Source organism: Pseudomonas sp. BT76 TE3572, from assembly GCF_050435365.1.
GTDB classification, from domain to species: domain Bacteria; phylum Pseudomonadota; class Gammaproteobacteria; order Pseudomonadales; family Pseudomonadaceae; genus Aquipseudomonas; species Aquipseudomonas fluorescens_W.
This window is the reverse complement of the sequence record NZ_JBNDKE010000001.1, coordinates 6,094,252-6,114,826: the sequence shown is the minus strand read 5'-3', so window position 1 is coordinate 6,114,826 and position 20,575 is coordinate 6,094,252. Positions and strand designations below refer to the sequence as shown.

The 20,575-nt window shown below is 59.7% G+C and carries 23 protein-coding genes; 7 read left to right on the top strand and 16 right to left on the bottom strand.

What is annotated here, in order from left to right:
- Window positions 1–8: 8 nt before the first annotated feature.
- The 3 genes from ABH912_RS27910 to ABH912_RS27900 form a co-directional block, all read right to left on the bottom strand.
- Window positions 9–647 (bottom strand): LysE family translocator, encoded by a 639-nt coding sequence (locus tag ABH912_RS27910; RefSeq protein ID WP_033061380.1) that lies wholly within the window; start codon window positions 645–647, stop codon window positions 9–11.
- Window positions 648–759: 112 nt separating this feature from the next.
- On the bottom strand, window positions 760–1,491 hold the full coding sequence (locus ABH912_RS27905; protein ID WP_033061378.1) for a hypothetical protein: 732 nt from the start codon (window positions 1,489–1,491) through the stop codon (window positions 760–762).
- 35 nt (window positions 1,492–1,526) lie between these two features.
- Window positions 1,527–2,261, bottom strand: a complete 735-nt coding sequence (locus ABH912_RS27900) for a hypothetical protein (protein WP_033061377.1) — start codon at window positions 2,259–2,261, stop codon at window positions 1,527–1,529.
- Window positions 2,262–2,427: 166 nt separating this feature from the next.
- Between ABH912_RS27900 and ABH912_RS27895 the strand changes: the two genes are divergently transcribed.
- Entirely contained in the window at window positions 2,428–2,667 is a 240-nt protein-coding gene (locus tag ABH912_RS27895; RefSeq protein WP_033061375.1) for a CopG family ribbon-helix-helix protein, read from the top strand.
- Window positions 2,657–2,941, top strand: coding sequence for a type II toxin-antitoxin system RelE/ParE family toxin (locus tag ABH912_RS27890; protein ID WP_082459273.1), 285 nt, complete (start codon window positions 2,657–2,659; stop codon window positions 2,939–2,941). Before ABH912_RS27895 ends, ABH912_RS27890 begins: the two co-directional genes overlap by 11 nt.
- A gap of 31 nt (window positions 2,942–2,972) precedes the next feature.
- Here ABH912_RS27890 and ABH912_RS27885 read toward each other — a convergent pair whose 3' ends face one another.
- The gene (locus ABH912_RS27885; protein WP_429512147.1) at window positions 2,973–3,950 is read right to left on the bottom strand and encodes a LysR substrate-binding domain-containing protein; all 978 of its coding nucleotides are present in this window, start codon (window positions 3,948–3,950) and stop codon (window positions 2,973–2,975) included.
- A 77-nt stretch (window positions 3,951–4,027) separates the two neighbouring features.
- On the opposite strand from ABH912_RS27885, the gene ABH912_RS27880 reads away from it, so the two are divergent.
- Window positions 4,028–4,513 carry a DMT family transporter gene (locus tag ABH912_RS27880; protein ID WP_033061372.1) on the top strand — a complete coding sequence of 162 codons (486 nt, stop codon included), beginning with the start codon at window positions 4,028–4,030 and terminating at the stop codon, window positions 4,511–4,513.
- A gap of 78 nt (window positions 4,514–4,591) precedes the next feature.
- On the opposite strand, the gene ABH912_RS27875 is transcribed toward ABH912_RS27880, so the two are convergent.
- From ABH912_RS27875 to ABH912_RS27860, 4 genes are all read right to left on the bottom strand, one after another.
- Window positions 4,592–5,923: an MFS transporter gene (locus ABH912_RS27875; RefSeq protein ID WP_033061371.1), complete on the bottom strand. Its 1,332-nt coding sequence runs from the start codon at window positions 5,921–5,923 to the stop codon at window positions 4,592–4,594.
- Between the two features lie 183 nt (window positions 5,924–6,106).
- Entirely contained in the window at window positions 6,107–7,033 is a 927-nt protein-coding gene (locus ABH912_RS27870) for a hydroxymethylglutaryl-CoA lyase (RefSeq protein ID WP_033061369.1), read from the bottom strand.
- Window positions 7,030–8,223, bottom strand: coding sequence for a CaiB/BaiF CoA transferase family protein (locus ABH912_RS27865; protein WP_033061368.1), 1,194 nt, complete (start codon window positions 8,221–8,223; stop codon window positions 7,030–7,032). The genes ABH912_RS27870 and ABH912_RS27865 overlap by 4 nt, the downstream gene beginning before the upstream one ends.
- Before the next feature lie 106 nt (window positions 8,224–8,329).
- Window positions 8,330–9,238 (bottom strand): LysR family transcriptional regulator, encoded by a 909-nt coding sequence (locus ABH912_RS27860; RefSeq protein WP_033061366.1) that lies wholly within the window; start codon window positions 9,236–9,238, stop codon window positions 8,330–8,332.
- A gap of 239 nt (window positions 9,239–9,477) precedes the next feature.
- Between ABH912_RS27860 and ABH912_RS27855 the strand changes: the two genes are divergently transcribed.
- Both ABH912_RS27855 and ABH912_RS27850 read left to right on the top strand, forming a co-directional pair.
- A complete protein-coding gene (locus ABH912_RS27855; protein WP_033061365.1) occupies window positions 9,478–10,713 on the top strand; it encodes an aminotransferase class I/II-fold pyridoxal phosphate-dependent enzyme in 1,236 nt (411 codons plus the stop codon).
- Window positions 10,714–10,734: 21 nt separating this feature from the next.
- Window positions 10,735–11,901, top strand: a complete 1,167-nt coding sequence (locus ABH912_RS27850) for an MFS transporter (protein ID WP_033061363.1) — start codon at window positions 10,735–10,737, stop codon at window positions 11,899–11,901.
- On the opposite strand, the gene yiaY is transcribed toward ABH912_RS27850, so the two are convergent.
- Window positions 11,898–13,046 carry an L-threonine dehydrogenase gene (gene yiaY, locus ABH912_RS27845; protein ID WP_033061362.1) on the bottom strand — a complete coding sequence of 383 codons (1,149 nt, stop codon included), beginning with the start codon at window positions 13,044–13,046 and terminating at the stop codon, window positions 11,898–11,900. The genes ABH912_RS27850 and yiaY overlap by 4 nt on opposite strands.
- A 156-nt stretch (window positions 13,047–13,202) precedes the next feature.
- Here yiaY and ABH912_RS27840 point away from each other — a divergent pair, with 156 nt between their 5' ends.
- Window positions 13,203–14,222, top strand: a complete 1,020-nt coding sequence (locus ABH912_RS27840; RefSeq protein WP_033061360.1) for a DUF4917 family protein — start codon at window positions 13,203–13,205, stop codon at window positions 14,220–14,222.
- 55 nt (window positions 14,223–14,277) lie between these two features.
- Here the strand turns inward: ABH912_RS27840 and ABH912_RS27835 are convergent, their stop codons facing one another.
- From ABH912_RS27835 to ABH912_RS27825, 3 genes are all read right to left on the bottom strand, one after another.
- Window positions 14,278–14,622, bottom strand: coding sequence for a YegP family protein (locus ABH912_RS27835; protein ID WP_033061359.1), 345 nt, complete (start codon window positions 14,620–14,622; stop codon window positions 14,278–14,280).
- 171 nt (window positions 14,623–14,793) lie between these two features.
- Window positions 14,794–15,099 carry a ribbon-helix-helix domain-containing protein gene (locus tag ABH912_RS27830; protein ID WP_076030022.1) on the bottom strand — a complete coding sequence of 102 codons (306 nt, stop codon included), beginning with the start codon at window positions 15,097–15,099 and terminating at the stop codon, window positions 14,794–14,796.
- A 14-nt stretch (window positions 15,100–15,113) separates the two neighbouring features.
- Window positions 15,114–15,695, bottom strand: coding sequence for a DJ-1/PfpI family protein (locus ABH912_RS27825; protein WP_429512142.1), 582 nt, complete (start codon window positions 15,693–15,695; stop codon window positions 15,114–15,116).
- Between the two features lie 212 nt (window positions 15,696–15,907).
- On the opposite strand from ABH912_RS27825, the gene ABH912_RS27820 reads away from it, so the two are divergent.
- Window positions 15,908–16,798 carry a DMT family transporter gene (locus tag ABH912_RS27820; protein WP_033061409.1) on the top strand — a complete coding sequence of 297 codons (891 nt, stop codon included), beginning with the start codon at window positions 15,908–15,910 and terminating at the stop codon, window positions 16,796–16,798.
- Between the two features lie 74 nt (window positions 16,799–16,872).
- On the opposite strand, the gene ABH912_RS27815 is transcribed toward ABH912_RS27820, so the two are convergent.
- The 4 genes from ABH912_RS27815 to ABH912_RS27800 form a co-directional block, all read right to left on the bottom strand.
- Window positions 16,873–18,087, bottom strand: coding sequence for a class I SAM-dependent methyltransferase (locus ABH912_RS27815; RefSeq protein WP_429512141.1), 1,215 nt, complete (start codon window positions 18,085–18,087; stop codon window positions 16,873–16,875).
- Between the two features lie 294 nt (window positions 18,088–18,381).
- Window positions 18,382–18,999, bottom strand: coding sequence for a TPM domain-containing protein (locus ABH912_RS27810; RefSeq protein WP_033058909.1), 618 nt, complete (start codon window positions 18,997–18,999; stop codon window positions 18,382–18,384).
- Between the two features lie 33 nt (window positions 19,000–19,032).
- Window positions 19,033–19,788, bottom strand: a complete 756-nt coding sequence (locus ABH912_RS27805) for a TPM domain-containing protein (RefSeq protein ID WP_429512139.1) — start codon at window positions 19,786–19,788, stop codon at window positions 19,033–19,035.
- A gap of 43 nt (window positions 19,789–19,831) precedes the next feature.
- Window positions 19,832–20,443 carry a LemA family protein gene (locus ABH912_RS27800; RefSeq protein WP_033058913.1) on the bottom strand — a complete coding sequence of 204 codons (612 nt, stop codon included), beginning with the start codon at window positions 20,441–20,443 and terminating at the stop codon, window positions 19,832–19,834.
- Window positions 20,444–20,575 lie beyond the last annotated feature (132 nt).

Below are 20,575 nucleotides of genomic sequence, written 5' to 3'. Positions count from 1 at the left end.
GATCAGCCTCACGCCTTGTTCGTCACCAGCCCCGGCAATGCATGCGCCAGGGCGTTGATGGCGAAACCGATAAACATCACCCCACACAACCGGGTGATCAACAGCTCATGACGCTGGTACAAGCTGCGCACCTGCCGCGCACCGACAATGCCAATGAGGATAGCGTAGGCCATGAGGCCACCGACGAAGCTCAGAACAATCAGCCACGGCAGCATCGACCAGTGCAGCAATTCGGCACGGCTGGACAGCAACGCCGTAAAAGTCGCTACCGCCACCGGGTAAGCCTTCGGATTGGTCAGGCCAAACAGAATGCCGTGCCAGAACGGCTGCCGCGCCGGGCCCTGTGGCGCTTCGACACTGCTGCGACGGGCACGAACCGCGCGCAGGCCGAGCCAAAACAGGTACAGCCCGCTGAGTACTCCCAGCACATCGAACGCGGTGCTGCCGATTTCCCGCGCACCGACAATCGCGATCAGCGCCGTGCTGCACCAGACCACATCCCCCAGCAAATGCCCGCAGAGAAACCCCGCCCCAGCCCGCCGACCACGCGCCGCACCGATGCCGAACACCGCCAACACACCCGGCCCCGGCGTGATGCCGTAAATAAAGCCCGAGGCCAGAACAGCCATTAGCAGCGAAGGGGTCATTGGAAGTCCTGTTGAGCCGGGTTGAATGCACGCAAGTCTATCTCAGGTCCCCGGAGCCTGACTTACTGATCGTCGAAGAACTTCATTCCGGCATAGGGCTGCTGCCGACCGATTAACTTCTAAGTGCCTCTGGTACGACATATTGCTTACCGTCGTAACGGAGAGTGACTTGGGTTGTCTTCAATTTTTTGGATTCGCCATCGCACAGTTCGCCGACCTTGAAGCTCTTCGTCAGCGTCACAGTGGAGCTGACAATGAGGTCTGCGAACCCGTTTTGCATCGACTTAGCGATACCGACCGTTCGTTGCATCCGCGCGCCCTCTCCTGCGCAATTACCGTCCCACTCGCCGTTGTTGCTCTCGACCACCAGCCCTTCCAGCACGGGGCGTAGAACACTGCCATCCTTGAGATACAGTGCCAGTTCTATTTTCGAATAGGGACTGACACTCGACTCATGCGCAAATTTCGAACGAATGCCAAACGCACGCTCGTCAGTGTTCAGCTTGTACCTTGCTGTATCAATGGCCAGCCCTTCATACGCCACAGCGTCCGAATAATAGGCGTCTTTTTTTCGGTAGTTGGCCAGGCGCTTCGAATTGGATGAATGGATCAGCGACAACTCCAGATCGACATTCCCGCCGTCATTACCTGCATCTACGAAGTCCGGGGTAAACGTCGACGTGGCAACAATAGTCAGGTCGTCATAAGCCGGCCAAACCTTGCATAGCGTGAATGAACGCTGGCCGAAGGGCGCCTCATCATCGCAACCCGCTTGAGCCTGGCCGGCAGCAATGATGAAGCCGAGTGCGGCGATTGAGCTCAGCAGTTTCCTGGTAATAGTCATAGTCTTCCCTGATCGTCACAAATCGCTCGTAGTACTTAAACGCCCTTGAAACCTTGCGGAAGGACATAGGCTTTGCCGTTGTATCGAAGTGTCGTCAGCACGGGTTTAGCGGTGATTGATCTGGATTCACAAGCCTCCCCCTCGCCTTTTCCGATGATGCTCGTGGCCACGGATTTGACGATCAGATCCGCAAATCCATATGAGCTGGTTTTGCCAATCTCGACGGTTCGAACGGTGTTGTAGCGTTCACCGGCACAATTGGTGTCCCATTCGCCGCTCTCCGCCTCCGTGATGAGCCTGTCCAGGACTGGACGCAACTGATTGCCTTCTTTTACATAGAGCGACAGCCAGGTTTCAGCCATGGGATTGGCGCGAGACGAACCGCTGAACCTGATCCGTACGCCAAATGCTCGCAGTTCTGGAGTGAGTGTGTAGCGAGCGGTATCCAGTTGCAGGTCTTCAATACCAAATGCATCAGACACGAAGGCAGACGCCTGATGGAAGGACGCCAGAGGTTTCAAATCACTACCCGACACAACCGCAAGGCTGAGGTCATAAATTCCGTCACGACCCGAACTGTCGAACGACGAATTCGCTTCGTGCTGCGAAGTGGCAGTGAGAGTAAGGCCGGGATAAGCGGGCCAGTCCTTACAAACGGAAAGACCAAAATCGTCACTCAACGGCGGCGGCGCGCATTCAGCAAACACTTGGGCCGTCATTATCAGGCTGCATGCAGCCAAACTGCCTATCAATCCAGACTTCAATGTCATTCCCTGCTCCTTGTTCAATTCAAAAACCTAGACGATTTCAGCCGCGCACTATCCCCGGCTCGGTAGACCTGTTCAATCATTTGTTACGGCAGACGAACGGGGATGGCCTAACCCCCTGCATGACGCTGTAGTATGTTGTATTACAAACCACTACATCGAGACCGTCATGTCCGTCATGTCTTTACGTCTGCCAGACGAAATCGCCGATACCCTCGCCAATCTTTCCAAGGCCACTGGCCGCAGCAAATCATTTCTCGCGGTGGATGCTCTGCGTGAATATCTCGCGAGGGAAGCCTGGCAAATCGAGGAAATTCAGAAAGCACTGAAAGAAGCCGATGCTGGTGACTTCGCAACGCCGGAAGAAGTGAATGCAATCGCTGACAAGTGGAATGCCAATGCGCGTTGAGTGGTTGCGTACCGCATTAAAAAATCTCGATGACGAAGCCGCTTATATAGCAATTGAGAATCCGAAAGCCGCAGCGGACTTCGTCCAAGCCATCCTTACCAGCGTCGATCACCTTGCACACTTCCCGGCAACCGGCCGTGAAGGCCGCCTGCCCGGCACTCGAGAATGGGTTTTGCCCGACCGGCCTTATCTGATTCCCTATCGAGTTCGCCAAGGACGCCTGCAGGTACTAAGGGTCTTCCATACCAGACGTCTTCCACCTACCAGTTGGTAAACACTACAAAATCAGGGCACTGGATAGAACGTCATTCGTGCCCGATCCCCTCCCCAATCCGCCCATTCAACCAGTTCAACGCCTGATCCCCACCCCGCCGCTTGTGCCAAACCAACACAAACGTAAACGACGGAATGTGAAACGGCGGCGGGACCACGATCAACGACTGCTCATCGATATTGAGCAACCCTCGGGAAGCGACGGTGAGGATCAGGTCGGTGCCGCTGATGAATTCCGGGGCGACGCTCCAGTGCGGCAGGCTGATCGCCACGCGACGGCGTTCACGCAGGGCGGTCAGGGCCCGTTCGATTTCCGGGGTGCCGCTGCCGCGCATTTCCAGCAGGACGTGGGGTCGGGCGAGGTAGGTCGGCAGGTCGAGCACGCCATCGGCGGGCAGGCTGTTACGGTCGAGCACGCCATCGGCGGGCAGGCTGTTACGGTCGAGCACGCCATCGGCGGGCAGGCTGTTACGGTCGAGCAGGCAAGCGTAGTGCTCTTCGAACAACGGGGTGCTGCGCAACTCGTTCGGCAACTCTGGAAAGACGCCTGCCGCCACGTCGATGTCGCCGTTGAGCACTCCCTCGATCATGCCTTCGCGGCTGGCATGGCTGATTTGCAGATCGATGCCCGGTGCTTCCCGGCGCAAAGTCCGTATCAACCCCGGCAGGACGATGGCAGCGCCATAGTCGGACATCGCCAGTCGAAACGTGCGCTTGGCGGTGGCCTGATCAAAGGTATTCGGTGCCAGCAGCGATTGCACTTGGGCCAGGGCTTCGGCCAATGGAGCCATCAACTCCAGGGCTCGCGGGGTTGGCACAAGGCTCGCGCCAGCCCGTACCAACAAAGGATCGCCAAGCAGATCCCGCAACCGTGCCAAGGCATGACTGACGGCCGGCTGACTCAGGTGCAGGCGCTCGGCGGCACGGGTCACGTGTTGTTCGCTGAGCAAGGCGTCGAGGATCACCAGCAAATTGAGGTCGACGCGCCGAAGATCATTCATCTGATGCATGTTCTGCATAGCTATTTGGAATTTAAATCTGCGCGACGAATACTCTAGAGTCCAGCAAAACCTGTTGGAGAATCTTCATGAGTACGTTGCATTGGGCCGGGCTGTTGCTGCTGGCCGTGATAGCCGGGGCTGTGGTGCCTTTTCAAAGCGCGATCAACGCCAACCTCGGGCGCGGTTTGGGCCATCCGTTGTGGGCGACTCTCGCGTCGTTGCTGGTGAGTATTGTGGTGTTGCTGCCGGTAATGTTGGCACTGCGTTTGCCATTCCCGTCGCTGGCGTTCATCAGCAAGGCGCCGCTGTGGATGTGGGCCGGTGGCGCGTTTGGGGTGTGCTTTATTTCATTGGCGCTGATGTTGCTGCCCAAGCTCGGGGCATCTGGGTTTATTGCGTTGGCGCTGGCGGGACAGGTGGTGGCGTCGCTGGTGCTGGATCACTTCGGGTGGTTTGGGTTGGTGGAGCGGGAGATGACATTACCGCGGGTGTTTGGGGCGGTGTTGTTGATAGCAGGCGTGGCGTTGATTCAGTTCAGTGCCACACCGGTTAAAGGGGTGATCACGACTTGAAGATCAAAAGATCGCAGGCTGCGCCAGCTCCTACAGGGATGCGTGGTCCATGTAAGGGCTGAGGTAGCCTGCGAACCTTTAAAACTTGTCGAGCGTGCGCAGCTTCTGCGGCAACCCCCACAGCAGCAGCGCGACGGCGATCAGCGCAGCGACGCCGATGACATACAGTGCCGGCGTGGTGCTGCCGGTCAGGTCTTTGATCCGCCCCACCATCACCGGGCTGACGATGCCGCCGAACTGGCCGAGGGTGTTGATCACTGCGATCCCGCCAGCAGCCCCTGCGCCAGCACCGGCCAGCAGTTTGGGCGGCAGGGTCCAGAAGCTCGGGATGGAGGCGATGATCCCGGCACCGAGCAAGCCCAGCGCGACAATCAGGAAGGTCGTGTGGTTAGCGAAGATCCCCGCACAGAAGAACCCCACCGCGCCCACCGCAACCAGACCTGCGACAAACTTGCGCCGTTCACCGGTCGAGTCGGACAACCGCCCGATCACCACCATGCTGATCGCGCCGCAGATGTAAGGGATGGCAGTCAGCAAACCGATCATCACCGGGCTCTCGGTACCCGCGCTGCGAATCAGTTGCGGGGCCCAGAAGTTCAAGCCGTAGGACGCCACCTGAATCAGGAAGTAGATCAGCCCGAGGGTCAGGAAACCCGGAATCCGCAGTGCGGCGAGCAACGAGCCGCCACTCTTGTGCGGTTCATGGTGCGCGATGCGGCTGGCCAGCAGCGTTTTCTCGGATGGCGTCAGCCAATGGGCGTCTTCGATGCGGTCCTTGAGCAACGTCAGCACCAGCAAGCCAAGGCCAATGCAAGGCACGCCGCCCAGCAGAAACAGCCAGTGCCAGCCGCGCATATCCATAAAACCGTCGAGGTGTTGCAGCACCAGCCCGGAGAACGGTGCGCCGACCAGGCCGGCAAACGCCGACGACAGAAACAACATCGACGTGATGCGTCCGCGATAGTGCTGCGGGAACCACAGCGTCAGGTAATACAGGACTCCCGGCGCAAAACCGGCCTCCATCGCGCCAATCACAAAGCGCAGCGCGTAGAACTGCCATTCACTATTGACGAAGACCATAGCCGCGGTAGCGAGGCCCCAGGACATCATGATCCGGGCGATCCAGCGCCGGGCGCCGACCTTGTACAGCATCATGTTGCTCGGCACTTCGAAGATCACGTAACCGACCACGAACAACCCGGCGCCGAGGCCGTAAGCGGTGTCGCTCAGGCTCAGGTCGGTCTGCAACTGGAACTTGGCGAAGCTGATGTTGATGCGGTCGAAAAACGCGAACAGGTAGCAGACCATGATCAACGGCATCAGGCGCCAGGCGACTTTGCTGACCAGGGCTTTTTCTTCGTCGTGGCTAACGGACGGGCTCGCGCCCGCCTCCAGTACATTAAGGCTCATGATGGTTCTCCAGGCGGACTGCCCGTGGGTGTCCGATTGTTTTTGTTGTCTGGTTGAGAGGCTTTGTGGACGCTTTTACTGTAGGAGTGAGCCTGCTCGCGATGACGGAGTCATATCCGACATCGCATGAACTGACCCACCGCTATCGCGAGCAGGCTCACTCCCACAGGGTTTTGAGTTGGGTCAGGAAGGCACTGGATGCAGATCGCAATTGCGTCCGGCCTTGGCCAGCTGACCGGGCACTTCGTGGCCCAGCAGCGCGGGTAATCCTCGCGACAATTGCAGCAACAGCGGCAGATCGATGCCGGTATGAATGCCGATCTCATCGCACAGGTTGACCAGATCTTCAGTACAAATATTGCCCGAGGCGCCCGGCGCGAACGGGCAACCGCCGAGCCCGCCGAGGGCCGCGTCGAAGCGTCGGGCACCGGCTTCGTAGGCAGCCAGCACGTTGCATAAACCGAGGCCGCGGGTGTTGTGGAAATGCAGGGTCAGATCAGCCGACGAAACTCGCTGCAAGACCCGCCGCACCAGACGATCAACCTGCCGCGGATTGGCCATGCCAGTAGTGTCGGCCAGGGTAATGCCCCGAATCCCGAGTTCCTGATAGGCCTCGACGATTTGCAGCACGCGATCCTCATCGATCTTGCCTTCAAACGGACAGCCGAAGGTGGTGGCGATGCTGGCGTTGAGTCGCACCTTCGTCCCTTGGACGTATTGCACGATCTCGCCGAACGCGGCCAATGAGGCTTCGCAACGCATGCGCATGTTGGCCAGGTTGTGGGTCTGGCTGGCGGACATCACCAGATTCAACTCGTCGGCCTTCGTCGCCAGCGCCCGTTGCGCGCCTTTCAGGTTGGGGATCAACGCGACGTAGATCACCCCCGGTTGCCGGGCGATGCCCTTGAACACCAGCTCACCATCGCGCAGCGCCGGAATCGCCTTGGGGGAAACGAACGAGCCGGCTTCGATGCGGCTGAAACCGGCCAGCGACAGCTGATCGATCAAGGCAATCTTGTCGACGGTTTCGACCCAGGTCGGCTCGATCTGCAAGCCATCGCGGGGGGAGACTTCCTGAACAATCAGGGTCTCGGCAAAATCAGTGATCATTGCACCACCCCTTGAGCTTTTAGTCGTTCGATGTCCGAACCGGTAAGGCCCAGTCCCGCGAGGATGCCGTCGGTGTGCTGGCCCAACGCAGGTCCGGACCAGTTCACGCCACCGGGCGTCTCGGACATTTTCGGCACAATGCCGGGCATCTTCACCGTGGCACCGCCCGGCAAGTCGGCGTTGAGCAGCATGTCCCGCGCCTGATAGTGCGGATCGGCGACGATGTCGGCGACTGAATAGATGCGCCCGGCCGGGACTTCTGCAGCTTCCAGTGCCGACAACACATCGTCGATCGGCAGGCTGCTGGTCCAGTGAGTGATCGCCGCGTCGAGCACGTTGCTCTTGGCGGCACGCCCGTCGTTATGGGCAAACTCCGGCGCATCGGCCAGATCACGGCGACCGATGACGTCCATCAAGCGCTTGTAGATCGGGTCGCTGTTGCCGGCGATCACCACGTAGGCGCCATCGGCCGTCAGATAAGTGTTCGACGGCGCGATGCCCGGCAAGGCCCCGCCGCTGCGCTCACGAACATGGCCGAGCATGTCATATTCCGGCACCAGGCTTTCCATCACGTTGAACACACTTTCGGCCAGGGACACATCGACCACTTGCCCGCCGCCCTGCCCGGTCTTGACCCGCAGCAGCGACATCAAGGCACCGATCACCGCGTGCAGCGAAGCCAGGGAATCACCGAGGCTGACGCCCACCCGAGCCGGCGGTGAACCGGGGGTGCCGGTGGTGTAGCGGATCCCGCCCATGGCCTCGCCGATCGCACCGAACCCAGGACGATCGCGGTACGGGCCGGTCTGACCATAACCGGATATACGCACCAGCGTCAGGTTGGGGTTGAGGGCGTGCAAGACGTCCCAGCCCAAGCCGAGTTTCTCCAGAGCGCCGGGACGCAGGTTTTCGATCAACACGTCGGCGCTGCTCGCCAGTTGCTTGACCAGTTCGATGCCTTCGGGAGATTTCAGATTCAGCGCCAGGGACTTCTTGTTTCGCGATTGCAGGTACCACCACAGCGACGTGCCTTCGTGCAGCTTGCGCCATTTGCGCAGCGGGTCGCCCTGCCCCATGGCTTCGATCTTGATCACTTCGGCGCCGAACTCGGCGAGCATGCGCGCGGCGAACGGCGCGGCGATCAGCGTGCCGATCTCGATCACTTTGATTGCACTTAAGGGGGCAGTCATCGCGGGGTACCTCATGTTGTTCTTGGAATATGAGCCAAGGCTAGAGGACCACGGGTGAAGGAATCCAACCTTCAGTTGGCAACGTTCGTTCGCGAAACGCGAACGCTCAACCCGCTCCGCGCAAATGCTCAAACAACATCCGGCTCACTGGCGACAGCGCCGCTTCATCGCGCACGACAAGAACCAACGCGCGATCCGACCAGTCATCCGTCAACGGCACCGCGTGCAAGCCCAGCGCCCGGCCAAACAGTTCATAGGCCTTTTGCGGCAGGATGCCGATGCCCATGTTGGCCTGGACCATCCGGCACATCGCATCGAAACCCGGTACATGAATCCGTAGCCGCAGCACTTTGCCGGCCTCTCGCGCGGCCGCATGGGTTCGCATATTGATCGAACTGGCGGAGTGCAGACCGACGTAATCGCTGCCCAGCGTATCGGCGAAGGCCAGGCTGGAACGACTCGCCAACGGATGATCGGGCAGCATCAACACCATCAGTTTGTCCTGTCGATAAAGCACGCTGTGCAGACCTTTGACGTCGCTGTCGCTGGAGCAGATCCCAAGGTCCGCCACGCCATCCAGCACACCCTGAATCACCCCGCTGCTGGGGCGTTCTTCGAGGTCGGTCTTGACCTCAGGATGACGCTCGGAAAAGTCCCGCAGGTCTTCGGGCAGAAACTGAATGATCGCCGACAGGTTGGCGAGCATCCGCACATAACCGCGGATACCGTGGCTGTGTTCGCCCAGTTCGAGCCCCATTTTCTCGACGTTGAACAGCATCTGCCGGGCATGGTGCAACAAGGTTTCACCGGCCGGCGTCAGGGTCATGCCCTTGGCCTGGCGCACGAACAGACTGATGCCCAGCGCTTCTTCCAACTCCATCAGCCGCTTGCTGGCCGCCGACACGGCGATGGCTTCACGCGCGGCGGCACGGGTCAGCGTGCCCTCCTCATGAACGGCGACAAACAGCTGGAGAGTGATCAGGTCGAGGCGGCGGATCAGGCTTTTTTGCAGCATGGAGGGCTCGATGACTTCTGTTCGACTGAGTCGGCAGGATAGCCCGGTTTCTCCGCGACTCGGCAAAGCATTTAGCCCACAACATCACGAGGCATCGCCCTACACATAAATCTCTTGTAACACTCAGCCGTACCGGAAACAGCCGATTCAAAGCCTCCGCCGCGCTCTGTAAAGTCTGGAAACACACACGAACTGCAACACACCCATGGATCGTTTCACTCAAGGAAAGTCATCTTCACATGGACCAGACAGCACACGCGGCAAACCGCTACACCAACTACCGCAAAGTCATCGCGTTGGCCGATCACGATTGGGAGAGCGCTGAAGCCGGGAAAATTTCAGGGCTTAACGTCGAAATCAAAAGTGCCAACCGGATGCTCGATCAGCACGGTCGCGCGTTTCATCATTTCTGCACGACGTCATACCTGGGCCTGGATCACCATCCCGACATTCTCGACGGCGCCATAAATACCCTGTGGGAAGCCGGCACCCTACGCGTCGCCAATTCAAAGAACCGCTGCAAGCTGGCCATTCTGGAACAGTACGAAACCGAACTGTCCGAGTTGTTCGGCGCCAGTTGCCTGAGCACCTTGTCGTGCAGTGCGGCGAGTGCCGGAATCCTGCCGCTGCTGGCCAGCGGCGTGTTCACGGACAACCGCCCTCCCGTGATGGTCTTCGACCGGTTGGCGCATTACTCGATGAATCACCTCAAAGCCGCCTGCGCCGATGAAACCACGGTCGTGACCTGCCCTCATAACGACATGGATTTTCTCGAGAAGCAGTGCCAGCAGCACCGCACCGTCGCGTATGTCGCCGACAGCGCCTACAGCATGGGCGGGGTCGCGGACCTGGACAGTCTTTTGTATCTGAAGGACCGCTATGGGTTGTTTCTCTATCTGGACGATTCCCACGCGCTGTCCGCCGTCGGAACATCGGGCGCAGGCCTCGTGCGCCCCAGGTTGCATGCCCTGGAGGATGACTGCCTGATCGTCGCCTCGCTGGCCAAGTCGTTTGGCGCCAGCGGTGGTCTGGTGATGCTGGGTAATGAACGGCAGAAGAAGCTCATTGCCCGTTACGGCGGCCCCAGCAATTGGTCGCAAAGCCTGAACAGTGCAGCCATTGGCGCGGGCAGAGCGTCCATCCTGCTTCATCGCACGCTGGAATTTGCCGCCTTGCAGGAAAAACTTCAGGTTAATATCCGGCTGTTCGACAGCCTCATACGCACCGATCAATACAACAGCAATATGGCTATTCGTCTGGTCAACTGCGGCGAAGCAGCGCTGGCCAACAACATCGCCATGGAACTGGCCAATCACGGTTTCTTCACCTCGGCCGTGTTTTTTCCGGTGGTCGCACAAGGCAAGGCAGCCATCAGAATCACCCTGCGCGCCGACATGGAGCCGACGCTGATCCGCCACTTTTGTGAACTCATTTCCGAGCTTTTACGCACCCAAGGCCGGGAAATCGGCTGTTGAACTGAAATCAGGGAAGATTCAATGAAGAGCAGCACCACCCTCCTCGTCACCTGCTGCACGGTTTTCCTCGCCCAGTTGGGCATGAGCATTTACCTGCCGGCGCTGCCGGACATGGCCCGTGATCTGTCCGCCGACGCCTCGCAGGTGTCCTGGGGGCTGGCGGTGTATCTGATCGGCATGGCGTTGCCGATGTTGTTCTGGGGCAGTCTTGGCCAGCGCATCGGCCGCAAACCGGTGCTGCTCGCCGCGCTGGGTATCTACGGGCTGGGCAATCTGGCCCTGCCCCTGAGCCAGACGCTTGAGTCGTTCCTGGCGTTTCGACTGATTCAGGGCATTGGCGCCAGCGGCATTTCGGTCATGGCCCGGGTGCTGATCCGCGACAGTTTCCGCGGCGAGCTGCTGGCCAAGGCGTTGTCCTGGATTTCGATTTCCTTTGTGGTCGCGCTGGGGATCGGTCAATACCTGGGGTCGATCATTCAGGTGGCGCTGGGCTGGCCAGCGATTTTCTACCTGTTGGGTACTGTGAGTCTGATGATGGGGGTGGTCGTGGCTCGGGTGACGTTCCCGGTGCTGGCCGAGGAGAATGCCCCGTCATCCGCCTGGCCGAGCTACTGGCGCATTTTGCGTCATCGAGCCTTTCTGTTGCCGGCCCTCACCGGCGGCCTTGGGTACGGGGTGATTGTGGCGTTCAACACCGCAGCGCCGCTAATTCTGCAAGGACCGTTCAACTGGTCGGCCGTGGAATACGGGTTGTTGGGCTGGCCGATCAGTGCGGCGTATTTTCTGGGGGCTTTGGCGGTCAATGGCTTTGTACTTCGCACCGGTCAACGCGGGTTGATGACGGCGGGTGTAGGGCTGGTGCTGGCTGGCAGCGCAGTGATGTTGCTGGGGAGTCTGGTGGGCACTTCAGTGGCGCTGCTGTTCTGGTTGCCCTATTGCGTTGCGGTGTTCGGCCAGTCTTTGACTTACCCGATCAGCCTGTCCCTGGCCAATGACGGTTCGCCGGTGGGTGGTGCGTATGCGATGGCGTTGAGCGGTTTCATTCATCAACTGATGGCTGCCGTTATCGGCGGGATCGCCAGTTTGATCGCCAGCCCGCAAGCATGGCCGCTTTCACTGTTGTGTACCTTGCTGGCATTGGGCGCGATGCTCTGCGTGATGCTCGCGCCCGGTCGCAAGACTTCCTAGAAGGCGCTGCGGAAAATCTCCTCGATCTGGCGCTGATCCGCCACGCGAGGATTGGTCAGGCCGCACGCGTCTTTCAAGGCATTGGTGGCGAGGGTCGGGATGTCGTTGAGCTTGGCGCCGAGTTCACGCAAACCGGCGGGAATTTCCACGTCTTTGGACAGGCTGCGGATCGCCACGATGGCCGCCTGGGCGCCCGCTTCCGGGGTGAAACCGTGAACATTGGCGCCCATCGCAAGGGCGACATCAGTAAGGCGATCGGCGCAAACCAGCGCGTTAAAGCTTTGTACGTGGGGCAGCAGTACCGCGTTGCACACACCATGAGGCAAGTCGTAGAACCCGCCCAACTGATGAGCCATGGCGTGGACATAACCCAGGGATGCGTTATTGAACGCCATGCCGGCGAGGAACTGCGCGTACGCCATGTTTTCCCGCGCGGCCATGTCACTGCCGTCGCGGACGGCCAGGCGCAGGTTGTTGCTGATCAACGTGATCGCCTTCAGTGCGCAGGCATCGGTGATTGGATTGGCCGCCGTGGAAACGTAGGCTTCGATGGCGTGGGTCAGTGCGTCCATGCCAGTGGCAGCCGTCAGGCCCTTGGGCATGGCGACCATCAGCGCCGGGTCGTTGACCGACAACAGCGGCGTGACGTTGCGATCGACAATGGCCATTTTCACGTGACGGGATTCGTCGGTGATGATACAGAAACGGGTCATCTCGCTGGCCGTGCCGGCGGTGGTGTTGATGGCGATCAGCGGCAGTTGCGGCTGGTTGGATTGATCGACGCCTTCGTAATCGCGAATCTGCCCCCCGTTGGTTGCGCATAACGCGATGCCTTTGGCGCAGTCATGGGGCGAACCGCCGCCCAGGGACACCACGAAGTCACAGCGGGTTTCTTTCAGCAGACCCAGGCCGCTCTCGACGTTGGCCATGCTCGGGTTGGGCTTGGCGCCGTCGAAAATCACTGAATCGATGTCCTGCATCGCCAGTTTCTCGGCAATCATCTTCGCTACACCCGCCTTGGCCAGCCCGGCGTCGGTGACGATCAGCGCCTTGCGAAAACCGTACTTGCGAATGGCGTCCATGGCTTCGTCGAGGCAACCGATGCCCATGATATTCACGGAAGGGATGAAAAACGTGCTGCTCATGAGCGAGTCTCCTGGCTGAGGCCGAACCGGTAGCGCCGATCCAGCGGGTACCCACAGGATCGACCTATCGGTCACGCAGTAACTTGATCTGGCTCAAGTCTTGGTCGTGATAAAGTCGCCGCCCATCAGACCTTCTGCTTTGAGACTTTGAACGCAATGACCGATTTCCAGGATGTTGATGCCCAACTTGAAGACTGGAACGCCTTGCGCGCCACCGCCTCGTTCAGCGGCCTGCTGGTGGGCAACGGCGCCAGTCGCGCCGTGTGGGACGACTTCGGCTACGACTCGCTGTTCGAAAACGCCCGTACCGTCGAAGAAAAACCCCTGAGCCAGTCCGAGCTGAGCGTGTTCGATGCGATGCAGACGCGCAGCTTCGAGCAGGTGCTCAGCGCGCTGAAAACCACCAGCCGGGTCAACAAAGCCCTGGCCGTGAGTTCCGCCGCACCACGCAATCGTTACTACGCGATCAAGGAAGCGCTGATCAACACCGTGCACGCGGTGCATATCCCGTGGCGGCTGGTGGTGCCTTCGACGCTGGCGACGATCAATCAGGAACTGGGTCGCTATCGGACGGTGTTCACCACCAACTACGACTTGCTCAACTACTGGTCGATCCAGCACCAGCCTGATGCGATCAGCGACCTGTTTCAGGGTGCAGAATCAAGCTTTGATCTGAGCACCACGGCGACCGATAAAACCCGCCTGCTTTATCTGCATGGCGGGTTGCATCTGGTACGAAATCAGGACGGCACGGCGCGCAAATTGATGTCGACCGAGGGCACGCTGCTCGGCAGTTTCGCGATCAACAACACGATCAAGACCCTCGACGACGTGCCGCTGTTCGTCAATGAAGGTCCGGCGCAGGACAAACTCAAGACCATTCGCAGCTCGGACTATCTGTCGTTCTGCTACGACCAGTTACTTGGCCATGGCGACGGCTTGTGCCTGTTTGGCCATGCCCTGGGCGAGCAGGACAGCCACATTATTCACGCCTTGCGCCAGGCGAAACCGCCTGTGGTGGCGATCTCGATTTATCCGCGCAGCAAAGCGTTCATTCAGCACCAGAAGCGCCACTACGCGAAGGTGTTTGAGGGCACCGGGAGTGAGTTGCGGTTTTTTGATTCGAAGACGCATGCGCTGGGCAGCCCGAAGCTGACGGTGCCGGTCGAGGTCTGAATGTGATGATCGTTCCCGCGCTCTGCGTGGGAACGATCTCGGATCAGCGGTGTGTTTAGAGCACCGGCAAGGTTTTGTCCTTGATCACCGTGGTCGGCCCGTTGGCCTTCACGCTGGCAATGCCTTTCTCCAGCGCAGCAGGGGAGGAGTAAGCCTCGCTGCTACCGATGATCTCGTGGTTACCAGCCTTGAGGTTGAAGTAAGGATGGCCATCCTTGGTGGTTTTCTTCTCGTAGCGTTCATCTTTGGGGCTGTTGCTCTGAACCGCCACGATGCCTTTGTCAGCGGCCGCGCGGGTGGTGTACAGCTCGCTGGTCAGAATGGTTTCCGCGTTGGCGGCCTTCAGTACAAATTTGAATTGACCATTGCTGCTTTTGCTCACTTCATACCATCCAGACATGCTCTTTCTCCTTGGCAATTGAGAGGTTTCGCGCTTCAGAGTAAAGACCAACCCCAGACATCTGTCGCCTGTACCGGCCCCATCGCGAGCAGGCTCACTCCTACAATGGAAATGCGATCCCCTGTAGGAGTGAGCCTGCTCGCGATGGGGCCGGTGAAGATGGCGCCCCCCCTACTTCACCACCGCACGCACCACCGATAATTCCGGTGGCTGCACCCGTCGCTGACTCAGGTACCGCGTACAGCTGACCCGCAAAAACGAGGCGAAATTCACCACTTCGCCGCGGTAGTCCATCACCTCTTCATACAACTTGGCGATCAACTGGTTGGTGGTCATGCCGTCAACCTCGGCGATTTCGCTGAGGATGTCCCAGAACTGATTCTCCAGCCGCAGGGTGGTGACCACCCCGCAGATGCGCAGCGAGCGGGAGCGCGACTCGTAGAGAATCGGATCGGCTTTGACGTAGAGCTCGCACATGGAAAGGTCCCTCGTTACAGCGTGATTTTGGTGCCCAGCAACCCGAGGAAACCGGCGAGCCAGCTCGGGTGCGCCGGCCAGGCTGGCGCAGTCGCCAGATTGCCTTGTACGTGACCTTCCGTCACCGGAATATCGATGAACGTACCGCCGGCCAGGCGCACTTCCGGGGCACAGGCCGGGTAGGCGCTGCACTCGCGACCTTCGAGAATCCCCGCGGCCGCCAGCAATTGAGCACCGTGACACACGGCAGCGATCGGTTTGCCGGCCTTGTCGAACGCTCGCACCAGTTCCAGGACTTTTTCGTTCAGGCGCAGGTACTCCGGCGCACGACCGCCCGGCACCAGCAGGGCGTCGTAGTCCTCGGACTTGACCTTGGCGAAGTCGAAGTTCAGGGCAAACAGGTGACCGGGTTTTTCGCTGTAGGTCTGGTCGCCTTCGAAGTCATGGATTGCCGTGCGCACGGTCTGACCGGCGTTTTTGTCCGGGCAAACGGCGTGCACCGTGTGGCCGACCATCAACAGCGCCTGAAACGGCACCATCACTTCGTAGTCTTCGACGTAATCGCCGACCAGCATCAGAATTTTTTTAGCCGCCATGGGGAGGACTCCTCTGGGAAATACGTGGGCCTGCAGGAGTATTCAAAGTAGTCCTTATCTGCGGGGTCGGGTAATAACCAGCTACTACCTGATGGACCGCGATGGCGTCCTCAAACTGTACGGATAACTCTGCACCTAGCTGTAACAGAGCAACGCCCACGGTTTATGGCTAGATGAAGGTCTTCCCGCCACCCTCGATTCTGGTTGCCATCATGTCCTCGCGCGAAAACACCGGCATGGCCCTCGGCCTGCTCGGCGTTGTGATCTTCAGCCTCACCCTGCCCTTCACACGGATCGTCGTGCAGGAACTCCATCCGCTGCTCAACGGCCTGGGCCGTGCGCTGTTCGCGGCGGTTCCGGCGGCGCTGCTGTTGCTATGGCGTCGGGAGAAGTGGCCGACGTGGAAACAGGTCAAAGGCCTGACCCTGGTGATTGCCGGGGTGATCCTCGGTTTCCCGGTGTTGTCGGCCTGGGCCATGCAAACCTTGCCGGCGTCCCACGGTGCACTGGTCAACGGCTTACAGCCGTTGTGCGTGGCGCTGTACGCGGCGTGGTTGTCCCACGAACGACCGTCGAAAGCCTTCTGGGCTTGCGCCGCGCTGGGCAGTGCGCTGGTGCTGGGGTATGCGTTGATCAGCGGTGCCGGCAGCATTCAGGCCGGTGATTTGCTGATGCTCGGGGCGATTGCCGTGGGCGGTTTGGGGTACGCCGAGGGCGGCCGATTGGCCAAGGAGATGGGCGGTTGGCAAGTGATCTGCTGGGCGCTGGTGCTGTCGACGCCATTGCTGATCGGGCCGGTGATGTACCTGGCACTGCAACATCAGGGCGAGATTTCGGCCAAGACCTGGTGGGCCTTCGGTTACGTCTCGCTGTTCTCGCAGTTCATCGGTTTCTTTGCCTGGTACGCCGGGCTGGCGATGGGCGGCATTGCCCGGGTCAGTCAGATCCAGCTGTTGCAGATCTTCTTCACCATCGCCTTTTCGGCGCTGTTCTTCGGCGAACACATCGAGCCGATCACCTGGCTGTTTGCCGCCGGGGTGATCGTGACCGTGATGTTGGGACGCAAGACCGCGGTCAAGCCTGCGCAGGTCGCAACGGCATAACTTTGTAGGAGCCAGGCTTGCCGGCGAAGGCGTCCTCAAGATCGCCTTCGCCGGCAAGCCTGGCTCCTACAGGGTCAGAGGTAGCCATCGGCCCGCAGCAGGGTTTCGAGGCAATGTTCGCTGATGTGGTAGAAATCCTTCAGTTCCTGAATCTTCACCAACAGCTGGGCCGGATCGACCGGCTCGGCACGCTTGACCGCCAGGATCATCTTGTTCTTGTTGGTGTGGTCCAGTGAGATGAACTCGAACACCTTGGTCTCGTAACCGCAGGCTTCCAGGAACAACGCACGCAAACTGTCGGTGACCATTTCCGCTTGCTGGCCCAAATGCAGACCGTATTGCAGCATCGGCTTGAGCAGCGCCGGGCTCTGGATCTGCAGGCGGATCTGCTTGTGGCAGCACGGCGAGCACATGATGATCGAGGCGCCGGAACGAATACCGGTGTGGATCGCGTAGTCGGTGGCGATGTCACAGGCATGCAGCGCGATCATCACGTCCAGCTCGCTCGGCGCCACGCTGCGCACATCACCGCACTTGAACACCAGCCCCGGATGTTCGAGCTTTGCGGCTGCGGCGTTGCACAAATCCACCATCTCTTCGCGCAGTTCGACGCCGGTCACAATGCCTTCGGCCTTCAGGGTGTTGCGCAGGTAGTCATGGATCGCGAATGTCAGGTAACCCTTGCCCGAGCCGAAGTCCGCCACCTGAACCGGTTTGTCCAGCGCCAGTGGTGACGTGGTCAGCGCGTGGCTGAAGACTTCGATGAACTTGTTGATCTGCTTCCACTTGCGCGACATCGCCGGGATCAGCTCGTGCTTGCTGTTCGTCACACCAAGGTCGGCAAGGAACGGCCGGCTCAGGTCGAGAAAGCGGTTCTTCTCGCGGTTGTGCTCGGCGGATGGCACTTCACGCAATTGCTGAGGTTTGCTCTTGAACAGCGAAGACTTGCCCTTTTTGCTGTATTCCAGCTGAGCTTCATCCGTCAGCGACAGCAAATGCGCATTTTTGAACGATGCCTGCAAGAGTGCGGCGATGGTCGCTACGCCCTCGGCAATCGGCAAATTCTTGGTGATGTCGCGCGTCTTGTAGCGGTAGACGAAGGACAGGCAGGGCTGATCCTTGACCGTCAGCTGCTTGATGATCAGTCGCTGCAAATCCACTTCAGTGCCGACGTACTTGGCCAGCACCAGTTTGATGAAGGCGTTATCGTCGAGGCTGGTTTGCAGCAAGTCGATGAACTGGGCGTGGTGATCCGGCGCGAGGCTGGCGGGAGTGGCGGTGACAGACATGGGAAAAACGGCCTCGGGCGGTGCGGATCGGGGAATGGCGGGTATTTTAGGGGGGATGGGGGTTGGGGACACGCAGTTATTTACCGAACGGTTTGAAAACCACCCCTCACCCCAGCCCTCTCCTTAGGGGGGAGAGGGGAAAGGGAGCCGATCGGGGGCTTTTCAAAACCTGAGTTCGACTCAAAATTTTCAGGTCGCAGTATCTCGAACATCCAACTCGGTAGGCTCCCTCTCCCCCTTGGGGAGAGGGCTGGGGTGAGGGGTGGATCTCAAGTCGAACAAGAATCCAGAAGCCTACCCCAACACCACCAACCGATTCGGCAACTCATTCCTCACATGCGTCACTGGCACATGCACCTTGAGCAACTCGCCACACGCCTCCACACACGTCACAAACCCCTGCAACGTCTGCCCCTGCTTCACCTGCTGGGTAAACGCCGCAACAATTCCATCCCAGTTCTTGTTGTCCAGCCGTTTCGAAATCCCTTCATCCACCAGAATTTCCACATAGCGTTCAGCCTCACAGACAAAAATCAGCATGCCGGTGCTGCCCACCGTGTGGTGCAGGTTCTGCTCCAGAAACTGCCGGCGCGCCAGGTTCGAGGCGCGCCAATGACGCACCGAGCGCGGGATCAGGTGCGTGGTGATTTTCGGAATCCGGAACACCAGGCACAGCACGATGAACGAGATCCATTGCACCAGCAGCAAGCTGTGCAGGGTCAGCCAGCCGGTCAGGTAATGCACGATACCCGGCACGACCAGCGCCAGCAGGCTGGCCCAGAGCAGCGGGATGTACGCGTAGTCGTCGGCGCGGGCCGCGAGCACGGTCACCAGTTCGGCGTCGGTGTCACGCTCGACCCGGGCAATCGCCTCGGCGACTTTGCGTTGTTCGTGTTCGGTCAGTAATGCCATGTTTAAGAATGCCCGCTCGCTATTGTTGTGTAATCACCAGCCGCCCGAGGAACCGCCTCCCCCGAAACTGCCCCCGCCGCCGCTGAAGCCCCCGCCGCCGCCACCGCCACCAAAACCTCCACCGCCGAAACCGCCGCTCGAACCGCCTCGACCACCGCCGCCGCTGGGCAGAATCCCGAGCATCTGGCAGACAAACACCGTCAGGATGAACAGCATCACCAGAAACACGAAGATCCCCGGATGCCGTGAGACGAAGTCGCTTTCCTGATTGCCGCCGGAGTCATACACCGTGGACGGCTCATCCAGCGGATTGCCGCCCAGCACCACAAGCATTGCCGCGACCCCGTCGCTGATGCCCTTGCTGAAGTTGCCGGTCTTGAACGCCGGGGTGATCACCTGATTGATGATCACCGAGCTCTGCGCATCGGTCAGCCGGTCTTCCAGGCCATAACCGACTTCAATCCGCAGCTTGCGATCGTCACGCGCAACGATCAGCAGCGCGCCAGTGTTCTTGTCCTTCTGGCCGATGCCCCAGTAGCGCCCCAGTTGATAACCGAAGTCCGCAATGTCGGTGCCCTGCAAATCCGGCAACGTGACCACCACCAGTTGCTCGCCGGTGGCTTTTTCATGGGCCTGAAGCTGTTGCGTCAACTGCTCACGCACCGCAGGCTCGATCATCTGGGCGTTATCGACCACCCGCCCGGTCAGTTCCGGAAACTTCAACGCAGCCTGGGCCGTCAGGGCAAACACCCAGAGCAACAGCACCAGGCCAACTTTCAACACACGCATTGGCAACCTCATCCTTGGTGATGCTTCAAGCCCCTTGCGGCGCTTACTGGAACTTCACTTGAGGTGCTTTTTCCGCATCGGGGCTGGTGGCCTCGAAGGTTTCGCGGATCGGCAAATCGCTGTACATCACGCTGTGCCACAGGCGACCGGGGAACGTACGGATTTCCGTGTTGTATTTCTGCACGGCGAGGATGAAGTCGCGACGCGCCACGGCAATGCGGTTCTCGGTGCCTTCAAGTTGCGACTGCAACGCCAGGAAGTTCTGGTTGGCCTTGAGGTCCGGGTAACGCTCGGACACCACCATCAAACGGCTCAAGGCACCGGTCAGCTGATCCTGGGCCTGCTGGAATTGTTTGAGTTTTTCCGGGTTATCCAGGGTTTTGGCATCGACCTGGATCGAAGTGGCCTTGGCCCGGGCTTCAATCACGGCGGTCAGGGTTTCTTCTTCGTGCTTGGCGTAGCCCTTGACGGTTTCCACCAGGTTGGGAATCAGATCGGCGCGGCGCTGGTACTGGTTCTGCACCTGGCCCCAGGCAGCCTTGGCCTGTTCGTCGAGAGTCGGGATCGTGTTGATGCCGCAGCCGGCCAGCAGTGTGGTCAGCAACATCAAGGCTGCAACCTGCAGGCTCGACCGATAGTGGTGTCGTACATTCATCTGGTTGACGCTCCCTTGCACATTCCGTTGAAAAACAACCTGCGAACTTTGAACCCGGCTCTTGGGGCATAATCTGCGGCCACCACTGGATTGCATCGAGCCAATGGGCTAAAAGATGCCCCAGCGCGAAAA

What these genes read in the sequence shown, in the direction of transcription:
- ABH912_RS27830 (WP_076030022.1), bottom strand. Translation starts at nt 15,099, where the DNA reads ATGTGCGAGCTCTACGTCAAAGCCGATCCGATTCTCTACGAGTCGCGC.
- ABH912_RS27840 (WP_033061360.1), top strand. Translation starts at nt 13,203, where the DNA reads ATGACCGATTTCCAGGATGTTGATGCCCAACTTGAAGACTGGAACGCC.
- ABH912_RS27860 (WP_033061366.1), bottom strand. Translation starts at nt 9,238, where the DNA reads ATGCTGCAAAAAAGCCTGATCCGCCGCCTCGACCTGATCACTCTCCAG.
- ABH912_RS27800 (WP_033058913.1), bottom strand. Translation starts at nt 20,443, where the DNA reads ATGAATGTACGACACCACTATCGGTCGAGCCTGCAGGTTGCAGCCTTG.
- ABH912_RS27875 (WP_033061371.1), bottom strand. Translation starts at nt 5,923, where the DNA reads ATGAGCCTTAATGTACTGGAGGCGGGCGCGAGCCCGTCCGTTAGCCAC.
- ABH912_RS27820 (WP_033061409.1), top strand. Translation starts at nt 15,908, where the DNA reads ATGTCCTCGCGCGAAAACACCGGCATGGCCCTCGGCCTGCTCGGCGTT.
- ABH912_RS27900 (WP_033061377.1), bottom strand. Translation starts at nt 2,261, where the DNA reads ATGACATTGAAGTCTGGATTGATAGGCAGTTTGGCTGCATGCAGCCTG.
- ABH912_RS27850 (WP_033061363.1), top strand. Translation starts at nt 10,735, where the DNA reads ATGAAGAGCAGCACCACCCTCCTCGTCACCTGCTGCACGGTTTTCCTC.
- ABH912_RS27865 (WP_033061368.1), bottom strand. Translation starts at nt 8,223, where the DNA reads ATGACTGCCCCCTTAAGTGCAATCAAAGTGATCGAGATCGGCACGCTG.
- ABH912_RS27870 (WP_033061369.1), bottom strand. Translation starts at nt 7,033, where the DNA reads ATGATCACTGATTTTGCCGAGACCCTGATTGTTCAGGAAGTCTCCCCC.
- ABH912_RS27890 (WP_082459273.1), top strand. Translation starts at nt 2,657, where the DNA reads ATGCGCGTTGAGTGGTTGCGTACCGCATTAAAAAATCTCGATGACGAA.
- ABH912_RS27815 (WP_429512141.1), bottom strand. Translation starts at nt 18,087, where the DNA reads ATGTCTGTCACCGCCACTCCCGCCAGCCTCGCGCCGGATCACCACGCC.
- ABH912_RS27810 (WP_033058909.1), bottom strand. Translation starts at nt 18,999, where the DNA reads ATGGCATTACTGACCGAACACGAACAACGCAAAGTCGCCGAGGCGATT.
- yiaY (WP_033061362.1), bottom strand. Translation starts at nt 13,046, where the DNA reads ATGAGCAGCACGTTTTTCATCCCTTCCGTGAATATCATGGGCATCGGT.
- ABH912_RS27905 (WP_033061378.1), bottom strand. Translation starts at nt 1,491, where the DNA reads ATGACTATTACCAGGAAACTGCTGAGCTCAATCGCCGCACTCGGCTTC.
- ABH912_RS27895 (WP_033061375.1), top strand. Translation starts at nt 2,428, where the DNA reads ATGTCCGTCATGTCTTTACGTCTGCCAGACGAAATCGCCGATACCCTC.
- ABH912_RS27825 (WP_429512142.1), bottom strand. Translation starts at nt 15,695, where the DNA reads ATGGCGGCTAAAAAAATTCTGATGCTGGTCGGCGATTACGTCGAAGAC.
- ABH912_RS27880 (WP_033061372.1), top strand. Translation starts at nt 4,028, where the DNA reads ATGAGTACGTTGCATTGGGCCGGGCTGTTGCTGCTGGCCGTGATAGCC.
- ABH912_RS27835 (WP_033061359.1), bottom strand. Translation starts at nt 14,622, where the DNA reads ATGTCTGGATGGTATGAAGTGAGCAAAAGCAGCAATGGTCAATTCAAA.
- ABH912_RS27885 (WP_429512147.1), bottom strand. Translation starts at nt 3,950, where the DNA reads ATGCATCAGATGAATGATCTTCGGCGCGTCGACCTCAATTTGCTGGTG.
- ABH912_RS27910 (WP_033061380.1), bottom strand. Translation starts at nt 647, where the DNA reads ATGACCCCTTCGCTGCTAATGGCTGTTCTGGCCTCGGGCTTTATTTAC.
- ABH912_RS27805 (WP_429512139.1), bottom strand. Translation starts at nt 19,788, where the DNA reads ATGCGTGTGTTGAAAGTTGGCCTGGTGCTGTTGCTCTGGGTGTTTGCC.
- ABH912_RS27855 (WP_033061365.1), top strand. Translation starts at nt 9,478, where the DNA reads ATGGACCAGACAGCACACGCGGCAAACCGCTACACCAACTACCGCAAA.